General features: G+C 36.0%; 19 protein-coding genes. 17 read left to right on the top strand and 2 right to left on the bottom strand.

Annotated elements, in window-relative coordinates; translation table 11 throughout:
* The 5 genes from BQ5367_RS00300 (at window position 1) to BQ5367_RS00280 (ending at window position 3,685) form a co-directional block, all read left to right on the top strand.
* Window positions 1-255, top strand: coding sequence for a TIGR03905 family TSCPD domain-containing protein (locus tag BQ5367_RS00300; protein ID WP_071440606.1), 255 nt, complete (start codon window positions 1-3; stop codon window positions 253-255).
* A gap of 288 nt (window positions 256-543) precedes the next feature.
* Window positions 544-1,011, top strand: coding sequence for a signal peptidase II (gene lspA / locus BQ5367_RS00295; protein WP_071440753.1), 468 nt, complete (start codon window positions 544-546; stop codon window positions 1,009-1,011).
* Window positions 1,001-1,915 carry an RluA family pseudouridine synthase gene (locus BQ5367_RS00290; RefSeq protein WP_071440605.1) on the top strand — a complete coding sequence of 305 codons (915 nt, stop codon included), beginning with the start codon at window positions 1,001-1,003 and terminating at the stop codon, window positions 1,913-1,915. The genes lspA and BQ5367_RS00290 overlap by 11 nt, the downstream gene beginning before the upstream one ends.
* Window position 1,916: 1 nt before the next feature.
* Window positions 1,917-3,212, top strand: coding sequence for a rhomboid family intramembrane serine protease (locus BQ5367_RS00285; protein WP_071440604.1), 1,296 nt, complete (start codon window positions 1,917-1,919; stop codon window positions 3,210-3,212).
* Window positions 3,209-3,685, top strand: a complete 477-nt coding sequence (locus BQ5367_RS00280) for a deoxycytidylate deaminase (RefSeq protein ID WP_071440603.1) — start codon at window positions 3,209-3,211, stop codon at window positions 3,683-3,685. The genes BQ5367_RS00285 and BQ5367_RS00280 overlap by 4 nt, the downstream gene beginning before the upstream one ends.
* Window positions 3,686-3,724: 39 nt before the next feature.
* Here the strand turns inward: BQ5367_RS00280 and rnhC are convergent, their stop codons facing one another.
* The gene (gene rnhC / locus BQ5367_RS00275) at window positions 3,725-4,558 is read right to left on the bottom strand and encodes a ribonuclease HIII (RefSeq protein ID WP_071440602.1); all 834 of its coding nucleotides are present in this window, start codon (window positions 4,556-4,558) and stop codon (window positions 3,725-3,727) included.
* A gap of 66 nt (window positions 4,559-4,624) precedes the next feature.
* Here rnhC and BQ5367_RS00270 point away from each other — a divergent pair, with 66 nt between their 5' ends.
* The 12 genes from BQ5367_RS00270 (at window position 4,625) to yihA (ending at window position 17,899) form a co-directional block, all read left to right on the top strand.
* A complete protein-coding gene (locus BQ5367_RS00270) occupies window positions 4,625-5,293 on the top strand; it encodes a CvpA family protein (RefSeq protein ID WP_071440601.1) in 669 nt (222 codons plus the stop codon).
* A complete protein-coding gene (locus BQ5367_RS00265; protein ID WP_071440600.1) occupies window positions 5,286-7,586 on the top strand; it encodes an endonuclease MutS2 in 2,301 nt (766 codons plus the stop codon). The genes BQ5367_RS00270 and BQ5367_RS00265 overlap by 8 nt, the downstream gene beginning before the upstream one ends.
* Entirely contained in the window at window positions 7,576-9,345 is a 1,770-nt protein-coding gene (uvrC, locus tag BQ5367_RS00260; RefSeq protein WP_071440599.1) for an excinuclease ABC subunit UvrC, read from the top strand. Before BQ5367_RS00265 ends, uvrC begins: the two co-directional genes overlap by 11 nt.
* Window positions 9,346-9,387: 42 nt before the next feature.
* Window positions 9,388-9,588 carry a helix-turn-helix domain-containing protein gene (locus BQ5367_RS12935; RefSeq protein WP_074021982.1) on the top strand — a complete coding sequence of 67 codons (201 nt, stop codon included), beginning with the start codon at window positions 9,388-9,390 and terminating at the stop codon, window positions 9,586-9,588.
* Window positions 9,589-9,662: 74 nt separating this feature from the next.
* Complete coding sequence (locus BQ5367_RS00255; protein ID WP_071440598.1) at window positions 9,663-10,634, top strand: D-alanyl-D-alanine carboxypeptidase family protein; 972 nt, start codon at window positions 9,663-9,665, stop codon at window positions 10,632-10,634.
* Window positions 10,631-11,377 carry a glutamate racemase gene (locus tag BQ5367_RS00250; protein WP_071440597.1) on the top strand — a complete coding sequence of 249 codons (747 nt, stop codon included), beginning with the start codon at window positions 10,631-10,633 and terminating at the stop codon, window positions 11,375-11,377. Before BQ5367_RS00255 ends, BQ5367_RS00250 begins: the two co-directional genes overlap by 4 nt.
* Window positions 11,378-11,433: 56 nt before the next feature.
* Window positions 11,434-12,357, top strand: coding sequence for a GerMN domain-containing protein (locus BQ5367_RS00245; protein WP_071440596.1), 924 nt, complete (start codon window positions 11,434-11,436; stop codon window positions 12,355-12,357).
* A gap of 33 nt (window positions 12,358-12,390) precedes the next feature.
* Window positions 12,391-12,855 (top strand): metallophosphoesterase family protein, encoded by a 465-nt coding sequence (locus tag BQ5367_RS00240; protein WP_071440595.1) that lies wholly within the window; start codon window positions 12,391-12,393, stop codon window positions 12,853-12,855.
* Between the two features lie 60 nt (window positions 12,856-12,915).
* Window positions 12,916-13,632 (top strand): hypothetical protein, encoded by a 717-nt coding sequence (locus BQ5367_RS00235; protein ID WP_071440594.1) that lies wholly within the window; start codon window positions 12,916-12,918, stop codon window positions 13,630-13,632.
* Window positions 13,633-13,656: 24 nt separating this feature from the next.
* Window positions 13,657-14,949, top strand: a complete 1,293-nt coding sequence (gene tig, locus BQ5367_RS00230) for a trigger factor (RefSeq protein ID WP_071440593.1) — start codon at window positions 13,657-13,659, stop codon at window positions 14,947-14,949.
* A gap of 44 nt (window positions 14,950-14,993) precedes the next feature.
* Window positions 14,994-17,309, top strand: a complete 2,316-nt coding sequence (gene lon, locus BQ5367_RS00225; RefSeq protein ID WP_071440592.1) for an endopeptidase La — start codon at window positions 14,994-14,996, stop codon at window positions 17,307-17,309.
* Window positions 17,309-17,899, top strand: a complete 591-nt coding sequence (gene yihA, locus BQ5367_RS00220) for a ribosome biogenesis GTP-binding protein YihA/YsxC (RefSeq protein ID WP_071440591.1) — start codon at window positions 17,309-17,311, stop codon at window positions 17,897-17,899. The genes lon and yihA overlap by 1 nt, the downstream gene beginning before the upstream one ends.
* Before the next feature lie 295 nt (window positions 17,900-18,194).
* Here yihA and BQ5367_RS00215 read toward each other — a convergent pair.
* The coding region (locus BQ5367_RS00215; protein ID WP_143052322.1) for an IS1634 family transposase at window positions 18,195-18,704 on the bottom strand (510 nt) is incomplete at its 5' end.

Raw genomic sequence — 18,704 nt, 5'->3', positions numbered from 1 at the left:
ATGGGAAAATATGTTTATCAGCCAAAAGGCGTTTGTTCAAAGGTAATGGAATTTGAAATTGACGATGATACGATTCGTTCATTGAAGGTGACAGGAGGATGCAGCGGAAATTTACGAGGAATTTCTAGTATATTGAGAGGCAAGAGCGTAGATGAAGTCATAGAAGCTTTTGATGGTATTCAATGTGGAAATCGTCCTACATCATGCCCGGATCAGATTGCCCAGGCACTGAAAAACTATAAGACTCAGGAATAAAGAGTCTTTTTTATTTCTTTGTTGAAATGTTTTCAAATATAATGAAAAAAATGTAAAAAGTACTTGCAAATTATTTCAACTAATGATATATTATAATCAATAAAAGATATTACAACAAAAGCGCTATTGTTTTGTACCTCCTTGTTATTCCTAAACAATTGGTTGTGATATCTTTTTTTATGTTCTTTTAAAAAAATTATAGTTGTTTAGAAGCATGAAAGATTTTAAAAATATGATTCAAAAGTTCACTTGTTGTTTAATCGGAATGAGTATGTTATAATGTCTAGCATGAAACGTAAACATATAGTAGCTTTTATATTAATTTTAATTATTGATCAGTTAACAAAACTTGCAATTTCCTCAAACATGCAGCTTTTTGATTCAATTGATATCATATCTGGTTTCTTTTCGATCACTTATGTACAGAATACAGGAGCAGCATGGAGTATTATGGAAGGCGGAAGCATGGCTGTTTTTTATGTCATTACACTTGTTGCTTTAGTTATTATGATTTCTTATTATCGCAGTTCTGAATGTGATGCTTTAGGAAAATGGGGCATTGTGATGATGATGGGCGGTACGATAGGGAATTTTATTGATCGCTTGCGGTTGCAGTATGTTGTTGATTTTTTATCGTTTGATATTTTTGGCTATGATTTTCCGATTTTTAATGTTGCCGATATATTTCTCTGTTTAGGTGTCGGTATTTTAATATTGTCTTTTATCTTAGAAGGTGTGAAGAAAAATGAAGCATAGTGAATATGTAGTAAGTGCAGAGGATGCAAATGAAAGAGTAGATAAAGTAGCTGCTAAGTTAGAAGATGTAAGCCGCAGCTATATTCAAAATCTTATTTTAGATGAATGTGTTTTACTGAATGGTGTTCCATGCAGGGCAAATACTAGAGTTAAAGAAAATGATCACCTTGAATTAAATTATGATGATGAAATTGAATTAGAAACAAAGCCACAGGATATTCAATTAGATATTTGTTATGAAGATCAGGATGTGATCGTTATCAATAAGCCCAAGGGAATGATCGTTCATCCGACACTTGCAAATCAGCGGGATACGCTTGTGAATGCTCTTTTGTATCATTGTAAGGATCTTTCTGGTATCAATGGCGTTTTACGTCCTGGTATCGTTCATCGTATTGATAAAGATACGACAGGTCTGCTGATAGTTGCTAAAAACGATAAAGCACATCTTTCTTTAGCTGAACAATTAAAGAACAAGAGTGTTTCAAGACTTTATTATGCGCTAGTTCATGGTGTTATGGAACACGATTATGGAACGATTGATGCTCCGATCGGGCGTGACCCAAAAGACCGGCAGAAAATGTGTGTAACAGCTAAAAATTCAAAACAAGCGATTACTCATTTTAAGGTCATTGAACGTTTTAAAGAGTATACTTTGGTAGAGTGTTCACTTGAAACGGGACGCACTCATCAGATTCGTGTACATATGCAATATATCGGTCATCCAGTTATGGGAGATCCGAAATATTCTTATCGGAAAACAAGAGATTGTGGCGGACAGATGCTTCATGCGCATCAGCTGACCTTTGTTCATCCTTCTACGCATGAAAAGGTGGTTGTCGAAGCACCTTTACCTGAACAGTTTTCAAATATATTGGATGAACTGAGAAGTAAGGAGGACTAGCATGGAAGAAAAACAGGTTTATGGTCTTCAGCTGCTGACATTTTTAGTCAACAAATATGATTATCAGATCGTAAATATCAAGGGATTGCCAACCCAGGATTATTGGCTGGTAAACCTAAAACAGAAATATCCGCTCATCTGTATTACAAATGAGCTTTATACACAGGCAAATATCAATGAAAGCGTATTTGGACAGGTTTATCGGGCAATCTTATCTACTTTTACAATGGCTGTGAAGTGCCTGATCTTGAATACGAATCGTCAAAGCAGCCGTTTTGAATATCAACAGCTGATTCAGATACCGATTATTGAAGATATGCCGGTAGATAGTTTTTTGCTTGAAACATTTGAAGGAATTGATCATGTAGTCAGGAAGGTAAAAAATGTTTCACAGGAAAAACGGCATTTAACCAAAGTTCTACAGCAGAAAGCACGGAGTCAGTATTACTCTTCTTTAAGAGAAAGAAATATGTTACCAAAGGTAACTTTTACTTTTATGGTTATATGTGTTGTCATGTTTTTGATCGTAAAGTTCTTGGTCTTTATTCCAGGTGATGAAATTACAGCGGCAATCATGGCGGGTGCTTATTACAAGATGAATGTCATTAGTGCTTTTGAATATTGGCGATTATTAACTTCAGGATTTATTCATATTGATATGTGGCATTTACTGATGAATATGATTGCCTTGATGAATCTTGGGGTTGTTATTGAGAGAAGGTTAAAAAGAAGCCAGTATATCATTACGATGCTGGTATCGATAATCGTAGGGAATCTTTTTGTCTTGATTGGTGACGGGAATATCGTAACTGTAGGTATCAGTGGAGGATTATTTGGACTATTAGGTGTTTATAGTGTGCTTCTTTTTAGTGAAGGCGGTTATAAAAATCCACGTATTTTGAGCAGTTATATTTCAACTTTAGTGATTAACTTATTTATTTCTATGATGCCAAATATTTCAATGCTTGGACATCTTGGAGGTTTTATCAGTGGCCTGGCACTGGGTATCTGCTTCTCTAATCAGGCTAAATTAAAATCATTTAAACGTCATGTGTATATCGCTTTTGGGGCTGTATTAATTGGTTGCTGTGCATGTATCCCGTTTGTATCTCGTATTACACCTATTTATGGGGGTACAGATGCGAAAATCATTTATTCAGCAGAGCAGCTGCATCTTGATTTCTATGCCGATTATTTATTAGACCGTTATGATGCTCAGATGGCTTCTCAAGGTGAAAATGGATATAAAGAACTATTGACTCAACTTGTCATTCAGGAAAGGCAGGAGAAAAAATGAAACGTAGCAATGTATTATCATGGGACGATTATTTTATGGGACTGGCACATTTATCGGCCATGCGTTCAAAAGATCCTTCTACACAGGTAGGGGCAGCAATCGTAAATTCACAGCACCGAGTGATCGGTATTGGTTACAATGGTTTTCCATTTGGCTGTGATGATGATGTTTTTCCATGGGCAAGAGAAGGAAAAAGTAATGATACGAAATATCCTTATGTCGTTCATGCAGAATTAAATGCGATTCTTAATTGCTCACAAAGCTGTCGTGGCTGTACGTTATATGTATCACTTTTTCCATGTAATGAATGTGCAAAGGCTATTATCCAGAGTGGAATTACTAAAATCGTATATGAATCTGATAAGTATGCAAATACGGATAATGTCATTGCAAGCAAGAAGATGCTGGCAGCTGCCGGAGTTGAACTTGTTCAATTGGATCATTCCGTTGAAATTAATGTAAAAATAAAATAAATCATAAAAACGCCAAGAGTGTTTGAACCTTTTGGCGTTTTACTTTAATTTAGCTGTATTTTTAAAATGCATCTTGGCAATTTTTGATAATTCTTCATAACCATACTTATTAACAAAAGCAGCTGCAAAGCGATCGACTTCTGCACCAGCTCCTTTAGGGATGGTACATTGATAATGTTCTTCCATCTTATCCCAGGCGCATAAAAATGCATAACGGGCAATCATGCTTGCACAGGCAACGCTGAGATATTTGCTTTCAGCTTTGGTTTCAAAGGTAAGGTTGTTGATGATATGCGGTTCATTTTGAAGATAACGATAATACAAATCTTTGGGTGCAAATTGATCAACGATACATCTTTCAGGTAAGGATCCAGCTTTCTTTTGAAGATGAAGATAGGCCTGATTGTGTAATTTAGCTTTTATCTGGTTCATATTATTAGTAGTATGAATCTGGTTATACTTGATGTTATCTAAAATAAGCAGTGAATGAGTCAGTCTTTTTATAAGCAGTGGAGCTTTTTGACGAATTTGATCATCGTTGATCTGCTTGCTGTCATTTACTTTGAGTTCTTTTAGAAATGCGATATCTTCCTTTTTAACTAAAACAGCGCAGACTGTTACCGGACCAAAATAGTCACCTGTGCCCACTTCATCACTTCCAGCTTCATCTTCTTCAAGAGGCTGGGTGAGATATAAAGAAGCTTTTTCTCCTTGATATACTGCTTTTTTTGAAGTGTAGACAGTGATGGTACAATCTTCAAGCTTGATTTGAAAAAGGGCGTAAGGAATTTTTTTATCTGAAATATAGTTATAGTATTTCTTTTTTAAAAGTTGTATCTGGTTATCGTTAAGTTTTTCTGTATAAGTTTCCATAAAGTTATTTTAACACATATTTGCATTCGATGGATAGATGCTTTAAAATAGAAACGAGGTGATTTCATGGTTATTTCAGATTTTATGATTCAATTGATTAACCCACTGCTGCTTATTTTATTTGTACTGTTAGTGTTTTTAGGATATAGAAAAGGTTTTCTTTCCAAGCTGTTAAGTTGTTTTTCTTTTGTGGTCATCGTTATCATAGGATGGAATCTGGCACCTGCTTTTTCAAAAGTATTTCATATTCTTCCTCAAAGCTATGCTCCTTATCAGGATACACCATTAGCTGATTTCTTTTATAATTATGCAAATCAAATTTTAATTTTTGTATTGATCGTTATCGTAGCTTCTTTAGTTATTTTTTTATTGAAGCCAATAGCTTTATTGTTTAAAGAATTGCCAGTTATTTCTTTTGCTAATTCTCTTCTGGGAGCATTGTTTGGTGTCGTGGAGATGTTTTTGCTTTGTTTTGTATTGCTGTTTGTGCTTCATACGCCTATCATTCAAAATGGCAGCGAAGTGATTGAAAATACTTTTTTTCAACATATTGAAATGCTTCAGGAAAGAGTATTTACGTATGGCAGTGAGGTCTTAAATGACTTTGATATTATGTCTGATTCACTTTTAGATCAGGTAAATTTACAGGAATTGAAAGATTTGTTAAGTGAACATGGTTATAGTGATGAGGAAATTCAGGATTTTATAGAAAAGTTAGGGTATTCACATGAATGATGTATTAGAATTAGAAACAATTAAAAAGAAGATTGCTGAATATGCACAATTTTCATTAGGGGCTTTCATGGTAATGAAGACAGAGCCAAGTTTTGAGAGATTAAAAATCAAGACTGAGCTTGCAAGAACAGCGGAAGCTATTGAAATATTACGTGTCAATGAAAACCCTCCTTTTGGGGGTGTTTATGATGTCCGTGAGGCAGTTGATGTAGCAATGAAGGATGCGTTATGCAACTGTCGTGAATTGATGCAGTGTGCTGCACTTATGAGAGGATGTCAGAATATGCGACGTTATCTTCATGAAAGCAATGCTTCTGTGCTGGATGAATTAGGTGAGTCATTGATGATCGATTTGAAACTGAGTGAAAAGATCGAATCTTGTATTTCAAACAGTTATGAATTATATGATCACGCATCAGTGAAATTAAAAAGTATTCGTCGTTCCATTGCGGCAGTTACAGGTGATATTGCAGCTCAGACAGCTAAATTTATTCAGGCTAATGCATCCAAGCTGACGGATACGATTACCACGACACGGAATGATCGTGTTTGTGTTTTGGTGAAAAATTCTGAAAAGAATAGTATTCGTGGTTTTATTCACGGTGAGAGTGCATCTGGTGCTACAGCTTATATTGAGCCGGAGGTTCTTTTACAGCTCAATAATCGTTTGCAAGCCTTGAAAAGCAGTGAAGAAGAAGAAATGAAGCGAATCTTGTTTGAGTTGTCACAAGAGGTTAAAAAGCACGGAGATGCTTTGATTGCCAATTGTGAAACGCTGGCACTTTTGGATTGTATCTTTGCGAAAGCTCATTATGCTCATGAGATACAGGGGTGTGTTGCCACTTTAAATGATGAGCGACATATTTATATGAAAAAAGCTCGCCATCCTTTGATCAATCCAAAAAAAGTAGTTGCGAATACGTATGAAATGAAAGATCATACGATTCTTTTGATTACGGGTAGTAATACGGGAGGAAAAAGTGTTACTTTAAAGACGATCGGCCTTTTTGTATTGATGAGTTACTGTGGTTTTCCAGTAAGTGCCGATGAAATAACGATACCTAAATTTGATGATATTTTTATTGATATTGGTGATGAACAATCTATTGAACAGTCCTTGTCAACATTCAGTGCCCATATTTCAAAATTAGCAATGATCACTCATAAAGTAAGTGAACATTCGCTTGTTATCCTTGATGAGCTTGGAAGCGGTACGGATCCTAAAGAGGGCGAAGCGCTGGCAATTGCCGTTTTAGATGATTTAAGAAAGAAAAGATGTATGGTTTTAGCTACGACTCATTATTCAAAGTTAAAATCAGTTTCTGGGAAATGGCCCGAGGTCTTATGTAGCAGCGTTGAATTTGATATGGAAAAGATGCGGCCAACTTATCGTTATATCGAAGGGATGAGCGGACAGTCAAATGCTCTTTCTATTGCAGCTCATTTTGGTCTTGATCCACATATTATTGAAGAAGCTCGTAAGATCAAAGAAGAAAATGAGACTGAAGATGAAAAGCTGATCGTTCGGCTCAATGATTTAATGAATGAAAATTTGCAGATGAAAGAAAAGCTTGAGCTTCAAAGTGAAAGCTTAAAAGAAAAAGAGAAGAATCTTTTAGAAAAGGAAAAAAGATTTGAAGAAGAACGTGAAAAGATGATGGAATCTGCCCAGCTTGAGGCACAGGAAATTGTTGAAGAAGCGAAAGAAAGAAGTGATGAGATTCTATCAGAAATGCGTTCTAAAGCAGATGCAAAGGTACATGAACTCCTGGAAATTCGCTCTCAATTAAATGATCTGGTGGAAGAGGAAGAAAAAGGTCCCAGTGATGAGGTATTCCATGTCGGTGATTCAGTCATGATCAAACGATATAATTATTATGGTGAGGTCTTGGAAGTAAAACCTAAGTATCTTCTTGTGTTTGCAAATGGTATGAAGATGAAGCTTGATCCATCGGATTGTACCCATACCCAGAAAAAGAAAGAGAAAAGTGTTAAAAAGAAGGCTGCCGTTTCTTCCAGAACGCATACTCGTGCTTCTATGGAATGTAATGTGATCGGTGAAAGGGTCATTGATGCGATTTCAATCGTTGATAAATTCCTGGATACAGCTCTTGCCAATTCACTTTCATCTGTCAGGATCATTCATGGAGTGGGCAGTGGAGCATTGAGAAGTGCTATCTGGGATTATCTGAAGAAAAATAAATATGTTGAGAGCTGGCGTATCGGTGGTGAAGGTGAAGGCGGCACAGGAGCAACCGTTGTAACTTTAAAGGGTGGTCGACATGGCAAGTGAAAAGATTAGACAGAAATTAGAACTCTTGCCCTTAAAACCTGGCTGTTATCTGATGAAGAACAAAGAGGGCGAGATTATCTATGTTGGGAAAGCGATTAAGTTAAAAAATCGTGTTCATTCTTATTTTGTAGGTTCTCATAACTATAAGACAACAAAGCTCGTTTCACAAATTGATGATTTTGAAACAATCGTTACATCCAGTGAAAAAGAAGCGCTGCTTCTTGAATTTAACCTTATTAAGCAATATCGTCCCCGCTTTAACATCATGTTCATGGATGATAAAAGCTATCCTTATTTAAAGTTGACAAAAGATCATGCTCCTGCATTGAGCGTGGTACGCAATATCAAAGATAAAAAAGCGGAGTATTTTGGACCATTTCCGGATTCTTCAGCGGCTTATCAGACAAAAGATCTTTTAAATCGTTTATTTCCTTTGAGAAAGTGTCAGCATTTACCTAAAAAAGTCTGTTTGTATTATCACATTCATGAATGTCTGGGATATTGTGAAAAAAAGATAGAAGATGATGTAAAAGAAGAAATGATAAAAAAGGTCAGACGTTTTCTTAAGGGAGACACTGCAGATATCCTTCATCAGTTAACAGCTGAAATGAATGAAGCGAGTGAGTCTCTTAATTTTGAAAAAGCAAAGGAAAAACATGAATTGATCGAAGCGATCAAACATGTTACCCAGCAGCAAAAGGTACAATTTAAAGATCGTAAGAATCGTGATGTATTTGCTTATTATGAAGAATATGGGTATATTTCGATCCAGAATTTTATTCTTCATGATGGGAAGATCTTAAATCGTTCTTTTTCTGTTCAGCCGCTTGTGGAGGATCCACAGACAACTTTTATGAGTTTTCTTGTTCAATACTACGAAAAAAATATTTTACCTGATGAGATCTTATTACCTTTTGATATCAATGTTGAAGGTATTGAAGAAGTATTAGATGCGAAAATTATTCAGCCAAAGCAGGGAAATAAAAAACAGCTGGTTGATATGGTGGTAGAAAATGCGAAAAAGACGCTTCATGAACAGATTGAAACGCTTCAGCGAGATGAAAATCGTAAATCACAGGCAATGAAAGATCTTTCTAGCTTTTTTAATAGAGAAATTCATACGATTGAAATGATCGATAATTCGCATATTTCAGGAGCCTTTAATTGCAGCGGGGTCGTCGTTTTTAAAGACGGTGAACCTTCCAAGGCCGATTATCGATTGTATCGCTTAGATGAATATCGCAGTGATATGGATTCGATGAAGGAGGTACTATACCGTCGCTATTATCGAAAACTGATGGAAAAACAGCCAATGAGTGATTTGTTGATCGTTGATGGCGGGTGGCAGCAGATTGAAGCGGCAAAAGAAGTATTGGATTCTTTAGGAATCGACATTTTGATAGCAGGTCTTGTCAAGGATGATAAGCATCGTACTAGCCGTTTATTAGATAAAAATGGGGAAGTGATTGAAATTGAAAAAGACAGTCCGCTTTTCTTTTTCCTGACAACCCTGCAAGATGAAGTACACCGCTATGCGATTACATACCATCGGAAGCTACGCAGCAAAGCCATGAACAAAAGTATTTTAGATGACATCGAAGGTGTTGGAGAAGTACGTAAAAAACAGATTTGGAAAAAATACAAGACGATCAAAAATCTTCGTAACGCTACTTTAGAAGAGCTAAAAGAGTTCCTTCCTGCCAATGTTGCGGAAAATGTCTTGGAGCTAGTTGGGCAAAAAACCTTAGACAATCATTGATTCGTGCATACTATGGTTTAAAGGAGGAATCTTACGCAAAAAATTTGCACTCCACGTGAAAGTGAAGTTTTTCGTTATCTTTTGAAAAATTATTCTACAAAAGAAATAGCTTATAAAATGAGTATTAGCGATAAAACAGTACGTAATCATATTTCAAATGTCATATTAAAGCTGAATGTGAGTTCACGCACACAGGCTGTTCTAGAGCTTTTGAGATGTCATCAAATTGAGTTAGATGAATAGGGGATCATCATTCCCCTTTTCTTTTATTTACTTTTAAAGGTGAACTTGTTATAATCTAACAAGAGGTGACTTTCATGAAAATGAAAAGAGGACTTTTTATCGGTGCACTTCTTGCATTATTTTTATGTTGTTTTCATATCATGAATCAACATTATGATGAACTTTCTCGATATCAGTATGCAAATGATGAAAATCGAAAGATCATACTGGAATATATGACAACAGAAGATATCAATTATTTGATCGACCGGCAATATAAACCTGAAGAGTTTATGGAATATTTAGGAATGTCTAATTTTAATATCCGCTATGTTGACTGGTATAATTACGCTAAAAATGTTGGTGAGATGGATGCTGCATCTATTTTAGAGCTTGTAGATGTCATGAAAGATCAGATGAGCTTTTCAACTTTTAAAGTTTATTGCAGTAATTATTCATTAGCTCAGCTAAAGAGTTTTTATACAGAAGAAAATGCTTTTGTCCATGAACAGACACTGATCAGCGATCCGTCTTCTGTAACAGGAAAAATAGAAGAGAATACGACATTGTTTACCTATACGCCAAAAGATCTGGTAGAGGTTAGCGGCATTCCTATCGTGAATCAGATCCAAGGAGAAGAGACGATACAGCTTTCACAAGGAGCCGCTGAAGAATTAGTCAATATGTGTAATGCTGCATTTGAGATTAATGAGAAAACTTGTGGCAATATGGTAGTTACGACTGGTTATATATCGTTTGATACCCAGGAACAGTTATATGAAGAAGCGGTATTGACTTATGGAATTGATGATGTCTTCAATCATGTAGCTTATCCGGGACAATCGATCTATCAATTAGGAAATGTGGTGCGATTAGTTGTTGCTTCAGTGGAAACGACAAATCTGAAAGAAATGGAACTTTCACCACAGCAATTATGGCTAATTGAGCATGCACATGAGTATGGTTTTGAGTTTGTGAATGATCCTGCTCAGCCATTGGAGGAATTTATTCTCCAGTATCATGAAGATCTAAAACAGAATAATGAAGAAGGAGATGAAACGCAATGATTACAACCATAGGCTGCTGTGATTCGGGGTTAGGCGGTATGCAGGTTGTGAAAGCACTGAAAGAGGCATATCCAAATTTAAATATTGTATATATTGCCGATCAGAGCAATGTTCCATATGGTGAAAAAAGTGTGGAGGAATTAAGAAAGTATGCCCATGCTTTTCTAGATAAATTTAGAATGATGGACATTCATGAAGTGGTAGTTGCCTGCAATACCCTATGTGCTAATGTGATTGGCGATATTCAAGAAGAATATGAAGATCTCCACATTTATAACATTATTGAACCTACCTGCAGACAGTTAGCAGGACATCATTTTCAAAAAATCAATGTACTTGCAACACCTAAGACGGTTGAAAAACATGCTTATCTGAATACATTAAAAGCTTTTTGCCCGGAAACCGAGATTCACGAAATTCCAGCTGCAAAGCTGGTGCCTATCATCGAAAACGGCTGTGATTCTGATATATTGAGGAAAGCAGTAGAGAGTTATGTATCTGAGAAAGCCGATGCATGGGTATTAGGCTGTACTCACTTCCCGCTCATACGTCCTTTTCTTGATGGTAAGGGAGAATTATTTGATTCCAATCAGGCCGTGGTCGATCTTTTTAGAGATGAGCAGATCACTGGTGAAGGAAAAATGGAAATCTATACGACCAAAGATCCAGCTAGAATGAAAGAAAGCATTCGGACTCTTTTGGGATGCGATTATGATGTGAAAGCAATCACTCTGGATTCATGAGTGATTTTTTTCTTCTTTTTTTGAGTGTTTCATCATAAGATGCATTGAGGTGAAGTATGAAAAAGATCAAACTTGTATGCACCTATGCAATTGCTTTTATCTGTGTTATGACAACACTTTTTCTTCCAAAGCAACAAATTGAGGTTTTTAAGAGTACAACGGGTGATATGGAAGACAAGATTCTTATTTATATGATCAATGACGATCATCAATTGGTGCCTGTTACGTTGAATTATCAGAAAAGTGAATCCGATGAAGAAAATATCTTACAGCTTTTTCAACTTATGAAACATGAAATAGGGATATATGATTTAAAAGCTCTGATTCCTGTTTCGATTCAATGTCTGGATGTTGATATTCAAAATGAGCTTGTTCAAATAAGCTTTAATGAAGCTTTTTTTACAATGAGCTCTCATATTGAATTACGGGTCATTGAAGCGATTGTCAGCAGTGTAGTTCAATTTAATGAAAATTATCAGGTTGAATTTCTCGTTAATCAAAAACCAATTGAAAAAATGCCTTTAAGTGCACTTCCAATGCAGCCTTTTGATTATACGCTAGGTGTAAATAATTTTAATCTTGATAGTTCTCAGCTCCATCAAAGCATCTCACGTTCTGTCATTGAATTACATGAGAATGAAACAAGTCATTATTATATGGTGATGACACGTCGTTACCCTTCTTCACAGAGCACTTTAGATTTTGTGAATGAGGTGCTTGATCAAACCTCTTTGAGCTTAGAGTGTCAAAAAATAGAAAATGATGGGGATCATGTGATGCTATATCTGAATGAAGCTTTTCTTGAAGAAGAAAATCTTGTAAATGCGGATACTATTCTGCCACTTTTATATACCTTGAAGATGAATCAGATCGGCAATCAGTTTTCACTCTATATTAATGATGAAAAAGTGTGGATGGAAGGCAGTTTTCAAAATGTTTTGACATTTGATGATTTAAATTTAAATATATTTGAAGAATGAGAAAGATTATGTTAAAGTATTTTTGGTGATGATATGAAAATAATATTAATGAGTGATTCTCATGGCCGAAATCATTTAATTGATGAGATCATGGAAAAACATAAGGATGCGGATGCTTTTTTGCATTGCGGAGATATCGAATGTGACGAGTATGTCTATCCGAATATGCGCATTGTCCGTGGCAACAATGATTACTATGCTGATTTTCCAGAAAAGATGAAGTTAAAGATGGGTCCTTTTCGGGTATTGATGCTTCATTCGCATTTATGCTATGCAAGAGATCGTTTGACTTATTTGAGCAAGATGGCCAAAGAAGAGGGCTGTGACACCGTATTTTTTGGACATACGCATGTAGCTTGTGATAAAGTTGTAAATGGCATTCGGCTTATTAATCCAGGCAGCTTGTATTATTCACGTGATGGACGGCCTATTTCATATTGTATAATTATTGTAGATACTGATATGCATGTTGAATTTAAATTCGCACCTTTTGAATGAGGTGTCTTTTATTTGCCTGAAATATAGTTTTATGATATATTATGAAAAGTCAGGTGAGTTATGAGCAATTATTATAAAGAATGTATTGAAGAAATTGAAAATATGATGAATACTGGTGATTATGAAAGTGCTTCTATTAAAGTTAAAGAAGAATTAAGCATGCCATATATTCCTAAAGATTTTGAAGAAAAACTTTTGGTATATGAAAAGCAATTATTGATGTTTGAAGCCCAGAAAAAGCTGAGTGATGATGAGATCGATACTTATCTGGAAATGGATGAAAGTCATCAGTTATTTGCGGTTAAGGCATTGCGTGAAAGCAATATGCGAGAATATCCTGACTTGATACAAAAAGGATTTGATCATGCGAAAAGTGTTTTTGTAACCATTTCCTTGATCGAAGCTTGTATCGGCCAGCAGCTGAATGAAGAATTTCATATCGTAAAAGATGGTATGGATATTACTTTTATTCCGGCAGCTTGTGTCAATCCGAGCGACAGTGAAGGTGTTGAAACAAGTATTGAATTTATGCATAGCTGGCTGGAAAATGAAAATCCTTCACTTCTAAATTTATGCATCCAGTGTCTTTATAAAGAAGCTTATCTTCATTTACCTTTTGAAATCGATGAAGATGAAAGTGAAGCATGTGCTTATGAGATTGTTATGTATGTTTCATCAATGATGGGATGCGAAAATGAGATGAAAAAATTGCTTTCTGAAAAAAAAGCTTCACAAAAAGGCGGTTTTGAATTATTATTATATAGCAATACAATTTGATGATTGAATTTTAGGAGGAAAAACATGTCTACTTGGGAATTAAAAGAAAAATCAACAGGTGTTTTAAAAGCTACAATCGAAGGTGATCAGTGGTCAAAAGCACAGGATAAAGCATTTAAAAAGATCGTTTCAAAATTATCGCTGCCAGGATTCCGTGCAGGAAAGGTGCCGGCAGCAATTGCGAAAAAACATGTATCAGTACAAGAAATTTTAATCAATGCGGTAGATGAAGTAGCTACAGATGCATTGGTACAGGGAATCAGCGAACACGATATTCAGATGATCGCTCGTCCATCTCTTGATATTGAAGCCATTGATGAAAAGTCTGTAACGCTTGTTTATGATATTCAGGTGAAGCCGGAAGTGAAGCTAGGCGACTATACAGATTTAGGCATCAAAAAAGACAGCACACGTGTTTTAAAGAAAGATATCGAAGAACAGATCAGCCGTCTTCAGGAAAGATATGCGGAACTTGAATTAAAAGAAGAGGGAAGCGTTGAAAATGGAGACACCGCTGTGATTGATTTTGAAGGATTTAAAGATGGTGTTGCATTTGATGGCGGAAAAGGGGAAAACTATCCATTAGTAATTGGATCAGGATCTTTTATTCCAGGATTTGAAGAACAGTTAGTGGGTATGAAACCAGAAGAAACAAAAGATATCAATGTTACTTTCCCTGAAAATTATCAGGAGCCTAGCCTTGCAGGACAGCCTGTTGTTTTCAAAGTAACGCTACATGAAATCAAAACAAAGGTATTGCCTGAGTTTGATGATGAGTTAGTAAAGCAGGCAAACATTGAAAATGTTACTACAACAAAGGAATATGAAGATTATTTAAAAGATGATCTGAAAAAACGTAAAGAAAATGATGCTGAAAACAAATATACAAACGACTGTCTAACAAAGGTAGTTGAGAATGCTGAAGTAGAACTTCCTCAGATCATGATTGATGAGGAAACGGATCGTATGGTTGATGAGTTTAAACAGCGTCTTGCTCAGCAAGGATTCAATATGGAGCAGTTTACTCAGATGACTGGTCAGCAGGAAAGTGATATTCGTTCAGGTATGGCGATCGATGCAGAAAATAAAGTAAAGGTTCGTCTTGTACTTGAAGCAGTTGCGAAAAAAGAAAATGTTGAAATCAGCGAAGAGAGCATTGAAGCAGAATATAAGCGTATTGCAGATGCTTATGGTATGGAAAGCGATAAGGTCAAAGAACTGATTTCTCCTGATAGCATCTCTTATGATCTGAAGTTGAGAGAAGCCATCGAAATCGTTAAGAAAAATAAGCCTGCGAAAAAAACTGAAAAAGAATAAAAGACGCTAAGCGTCTTTTTGACTAAATAGGAAGGAGTAATTTGATGGAAGAAATGAATACAAGACAATTTCCTGTCATTTGCACAAGAGATGTTGTCATATTTCCAAATGAAGAAGTAGCTATTGAAGTGGGTCGTGAAATAAGCTTAAATGCTTTGAGAAGAGCCAATGAAAGCTTTAATTCTGAAGTTCTGGTAGTTAGCCAGATCGATCCATCGGTAGATCAGCCAGATACCAATGATTTATATCAGGTAGGTACGATTTGCCGCATCGTTGCCACTCATAAAAAAGACGCCTTTATCAGAACTGTTTTTAAGGGTATTTCACGTGCCAGAATTTTAGATATCAAAGAAATGCGTAACACGAAATTTGCAAGTGTTGAAGTGTTAGAAGATATCATGGGAGATGCTAATGAGGAATTGATCCTTGTTAGAAAGATCAGTAAAGAAATGGAAAGCTTTGATACATTAGCAAGTTTGATTTCTCCAGGAATGGCTAAAAGTTTTGCCAAAGGAGTTTCAGCCAATCGTCTAGCTGATCATATTGCTCAGATTTTTCCTTTTACATTAAACCAGCGTCAGCAGCTTTTAGAAACCCTAGATGTAAATACTCGCTTGTTAAGATTGCTAGAAGCAATTGAAAGAGAAAAACAGCTTTTAGTGATTGATAATGAAATTAATCAGAAAGTAAGAACACGTGTTGAAGAAAGTCAGAAAGAATACTTTTTAAGAGAAAGACTGCGTGCGATCAAAGAAGAATTAGGTGATGTTCCAGAAACAAGCGACGATGCCGATTCGATTCGTGAGCAGTTAGAAAAAAATCCATATCCGGAAAATATCAAGGCGAAAGTTTTAGAAGAACTTTCTCGTTATGAAATGCTTCCGGCAAGTGCTGGGGAGAGCGGTGTCATCAAGAGTTATATCGACTGGCTGATGAAATTGCCTTACTGGCAGCAAAGTGAGGATAATGAAGATTTACAGCTTGCACAGCAGATCTTGGATGAAGACCATTATGGACTTGAAAAGGTAAAAGAGAGAATCATGGAATATCTTGCTGTTAAGCAGATGACAAATTCTCTAAAATCTCCGATTCTTTGCTTGGTAGGTCCTCCAGGTGTTGGTAAGACATCGCTGGCAAAATCTGTTGCTCGTGCTCTGGGACGCAAATTTGTGAAAATTTCATTAGGTGGTGTTCGTGATGAAGCTGAGATTCGTGGACATCGTAGAACATATTTAGGCAGTATGCCAGGAAGGATCATTCAAGGCATGAAAAAAGCCGGAACGATCAATCCAGTATTTTTGATAGATGAAATTGATAAGATGGCTAGTGATTACAAGGGAGATCCTTCAAGTGCAATGCTAGAAGTGCTGGATCCTGAGCAGAATGCCCTTTTCAGTGATCACTATATTGAAGAGCCTTACGATTTAAGTCAGGTATTATTTATCGCAACTGCCAATTATTTGGAAAATATTCCAAGCGCTCTGCAGGATCGTTTAGAAATTATTCAGATCAGCAGCTATACAGAGGTTGAGAAAATTCAGATTGCGAAAAAACATTTGGTACCAAAACAGGTAGAAATGAATGGCTTAAAATCAAATCAGTTTAAGATCAAAGATGAAGTATTGCTTTATCTCATTCAGTATTACACTCGTGAAGCAGGTGTACGTCAGCTTGAAAGAGTTATTGGCACTTGTGCTAGAAAAGCTGTATTAGCTATCTTGAAAGATAAGAAAAAATCTATTACGGTAACAAAGAAGCTTGTCAATGAATGGTTAGGTCATGAAATCTTTGATTATGGCCGTAAAGAAAAGAAAGATCAGGTAGGAACCGTTACGGGTCTTGCTTATACTTCATTTGGCGGAGACGTGCTTCAGGTCGAAGTCACTCATTTTGAAGGAAAAGGTAAATTTGTCCTGACTGGAAAATTGGGAGATGTCATGAAAGAAAGTGCTTCGATTGCATATGACTATGTGAGAGCTAATGCGAAGAAGTACAAAATCGAACCTAAATTGTTTGAACAGGAAGATATTCATATCCATGTACCTGAAGGTGCCGTACCAAAGGATGGACCAAGTGCAGGTGTAACACTAACAACTGCTATTGTTTCATCATTGACAAATATTCCAGTTAAATCAGATCTAGCGATGACAGGAGAAGTGACTCTTCGTGGAAATGTCCTTCCAATAGGCGGCTTAAAAGAAAAGTCATTAGCTGCTCATCGCTGTGGTATCCATACGATCATCGTGCCAAAAGCAAATATGAAAGATATCGATGAAATTCCAGATTCAGTAAAGGAAAGCATGAAGATCATTCCTGTTGAGCATGTATCGCAGGTCATTGATTATGCTTTGGTCAAATAATGGAAGTAAAAAATCCTTATTTAGTTATCTCTGCGCCAGATTCTAAAAGCTGGCCGGACAGTGAGCTTCCTGAAATTGTAATGGCAGGAAGAAGCAATGTAGGGAAAAGTTCATTGATCAATACGATTACACGAAGAAAAAATCTAGCTTATGTAGGAAATACTCCTGGAAAGACAAGACTTTTGAATTTCTTTAATATTGATGATCGTTTCATGTTAGTAGATGTACCAGGTTATGGATATGCTAATGCATCAAAAAAAATGTTGATTCAATTTGGTGAGATGATGGAAGAATACTTTGGTGAGCGAAAGCAAAAAAAAGGTTTGCTGATCATTGTAGATGCTCGTCATAAACCAAGTGAAGATGATTTGACAATGATTGAATATGCAAGATATCATCATATGAAACTTGCAATCATTGCGACAAAGGTAGATAAGCTTAAAAAAAATGAGATTAAAAAATGCCTTGAAAAAATCAAAACGACATTCGAGTTAACTGATGAAGAACCTTTGATTGCTTTTTCAAGTGAAAAGAAACAAGGTATTGACCGAGTATGGCAAATGATTGATGAAATGTTAGAGGACAGGTAATAACCTGTCCTTTTTTATTGCCAGTGAATTGTTTGCACGAATTTGTTTGGAGTTTCATCATTCCATTCAATTTCAGGATGTAAAAGCAAATAATGATTCCTTTTTATGAAAAGTATTTCTGAATAAGGGTTATCACCACTATAATCATTACAGTAAATATTTTTTCATCATGTAAATAGACACTTTTATCGATATAATATCCCATCTTTGACAGTTAAAAAGTAAGAAACCTCAAGAAAACACCGAGATTAAGGGTTATTCCTGAGGTTTTGGTTTTGTAAAGATATGTAGTATTTTATTGCTTTTCCTTACTTTTTTTAATGATGCTTCTCATCTTTGATTTCTTGATGATCTCTGTATCAGTTCTGAATCCGAATACTTCGTGTAATTTATCCGTTAATTCTGTTCTTGTGTATGTCGGAATATATCCATATTCTTCTAGCCTACATACTTCCATCTTCTTCAGTGTGCTGATGATCTGTTCGGCTGTATATTCTTTTTCCAGCCTGATCTCCAGTAATCGAAAGATCATCAGTGCAATGAAACAGATCAGAAAGTGTGCTTTGATTCTGTCTTCTCTACGCAAATATACAGGTCTTGCATCGAATTCTGTTTTCATGATCCTGAAACATTCTTCAATCTGCCATCTGCGCTTATTAATGTTTATGATCTGTGCTGCATCTCCTTCTATATCGGTTACCACTGCATAGAAACCATCATACATAGTTTCTTTGTCTATCATGTCTTTATCGAGTTCATATATTTCTTTATCTGCTACCTCGCCATATTCCGTAACTGATGTCTT

The sequence above is a fragment of the Traorella massiliensis genome, from assembly GCF_900104665.1.
GTDB classification, from domain to species: Bacteria; Bacillota_I; Bacilli_A; order Erysipelotrichales; family Erysipelotrichaceae; genus Traorella; species Traorella massiliensis.
The sequence above is the reverse complement of the archived record's forward strand: the minus strand, read 5'-3'. Positions and strand labels throughout refer to the sequence as shown.

Excerpts from the sequence above, each read along its gene's own strand:
- BQ5367_RS00300 (WP_071440606.1), top strand. The coding sequence starts at position 1 with ATGGGAAAATATGTTTATCAGCCAAAAGGCGTTTGTTCAAAGGTAATG.
- lspA (WP_071440753.1), top strand. The coding sequence starts at position 544 with ATGAAACGTAAACATATAGTAGCTTTTATATTAATTTTAATTATTGAT.
- BQ5367_RS00290 (WP_071440605.1), top strand. The coding sequence starts at position 1,001 with ATGAAGCATAGTGAATATGTAGTAAGTGCAGAGGATGCAAATGAAAGA.
- BQ5367_RS00285 (WP_071440604.1), top strand. The coding sequence starts at position 1,917 with ATGGAAGAAAAACAGGTTTATGGTCTTCAGCTGCTGACATTTTTAGTC.
- BQ5367_RS00280 (WP_071440603.1), top strand. The coding sequence starts at position 3,209 with ATGAAACGTAGCAATGTATTATCATGGGACGATTATTTTATGGGACTG.
- rnhC (WP_071440602.1), bottom strand. The coding sequence starts at position 4,558 with ATGGAAACTTATACAGAAAAACTTAACGATAACCAGATACAACTTTTA.
- BQ5367_RS00270 (WP_071440601.1), top strand. The coding sequence starts at position 4,625 with ATGGTTATTTCAGATTTTATGATTCAATTGATTAACCCACTGCTGCTT.
- BQ5367_RS00265 (WP_071440600.1), top strand. The coding sequence starts at position 5,286 with ATGAATGATGTATTAGAATTAGAAACAATTAAAAAGAAGATTGCTGAA.
- uvrC (WP_071440599.1), top strand. The coding sequence starts at position 7,576 with ATGGCAAGTGAAAAGATTAGACAGAAATTAGAACTCTTGCCCTTAAAA.
- BQ5367_RS00255 (WP_071440598.1), top strand. The coding sequence starts at position 9,663 with ATGAAAATGAAAAGAGGACTTTTTATCGGTGCACTTCTTGCATTATTT.
- BQ5367_RS00250 (WP_071440597.1), top strand. The coding sequence starts at position 10,631 with ATGATTACAACCATAGGCTGCTGTGATTCGGGGTTAGGCGGTATGCAG.
- BQ5367_RS00245 (WP_071440596.1), top strand. The coding sequence starts at position 11,434 with ATGAAAAAGATCAAACTTGTATGCACCTATGCAATTGCTTTTATCTGT.
- BQ5367_RS00240 (WP_071440595.1), top strand. The coding sequence starts at position 12,391 with ATGAAAATAATATTAATGAGTGATTCTCATGGCCGAAATCATTTAATT.
- BQ5367_RS00235 (WP_071440594.1), top strand. The coding sequence starts at position 12,916 with ATGAGCAATTATTATAAAGAATGTATTGAAGAAATTGAAAATATGATG.
- tig (WP_071440593.1), top strand. The coding sequence starts at position 13,657 with ATGTCTACTTGGGAATTAAAAGAAAAATCAACAGGTGTTTTAAAAGCT.
- lon (WP_071440592.1), top strand. The coding sequence starts at position 14,994 with ATGGAAGAAATGAATACAAGACAATTTCCTGTCATTTGCACAAGAGAT.
- yihA (WP_071440591.1), top strand. The coding sequence starts at position 17,309 with ATGGAAGTAAAAAATCCTTATTTAGTTATCTCTGCGCCAGATTCTAAA.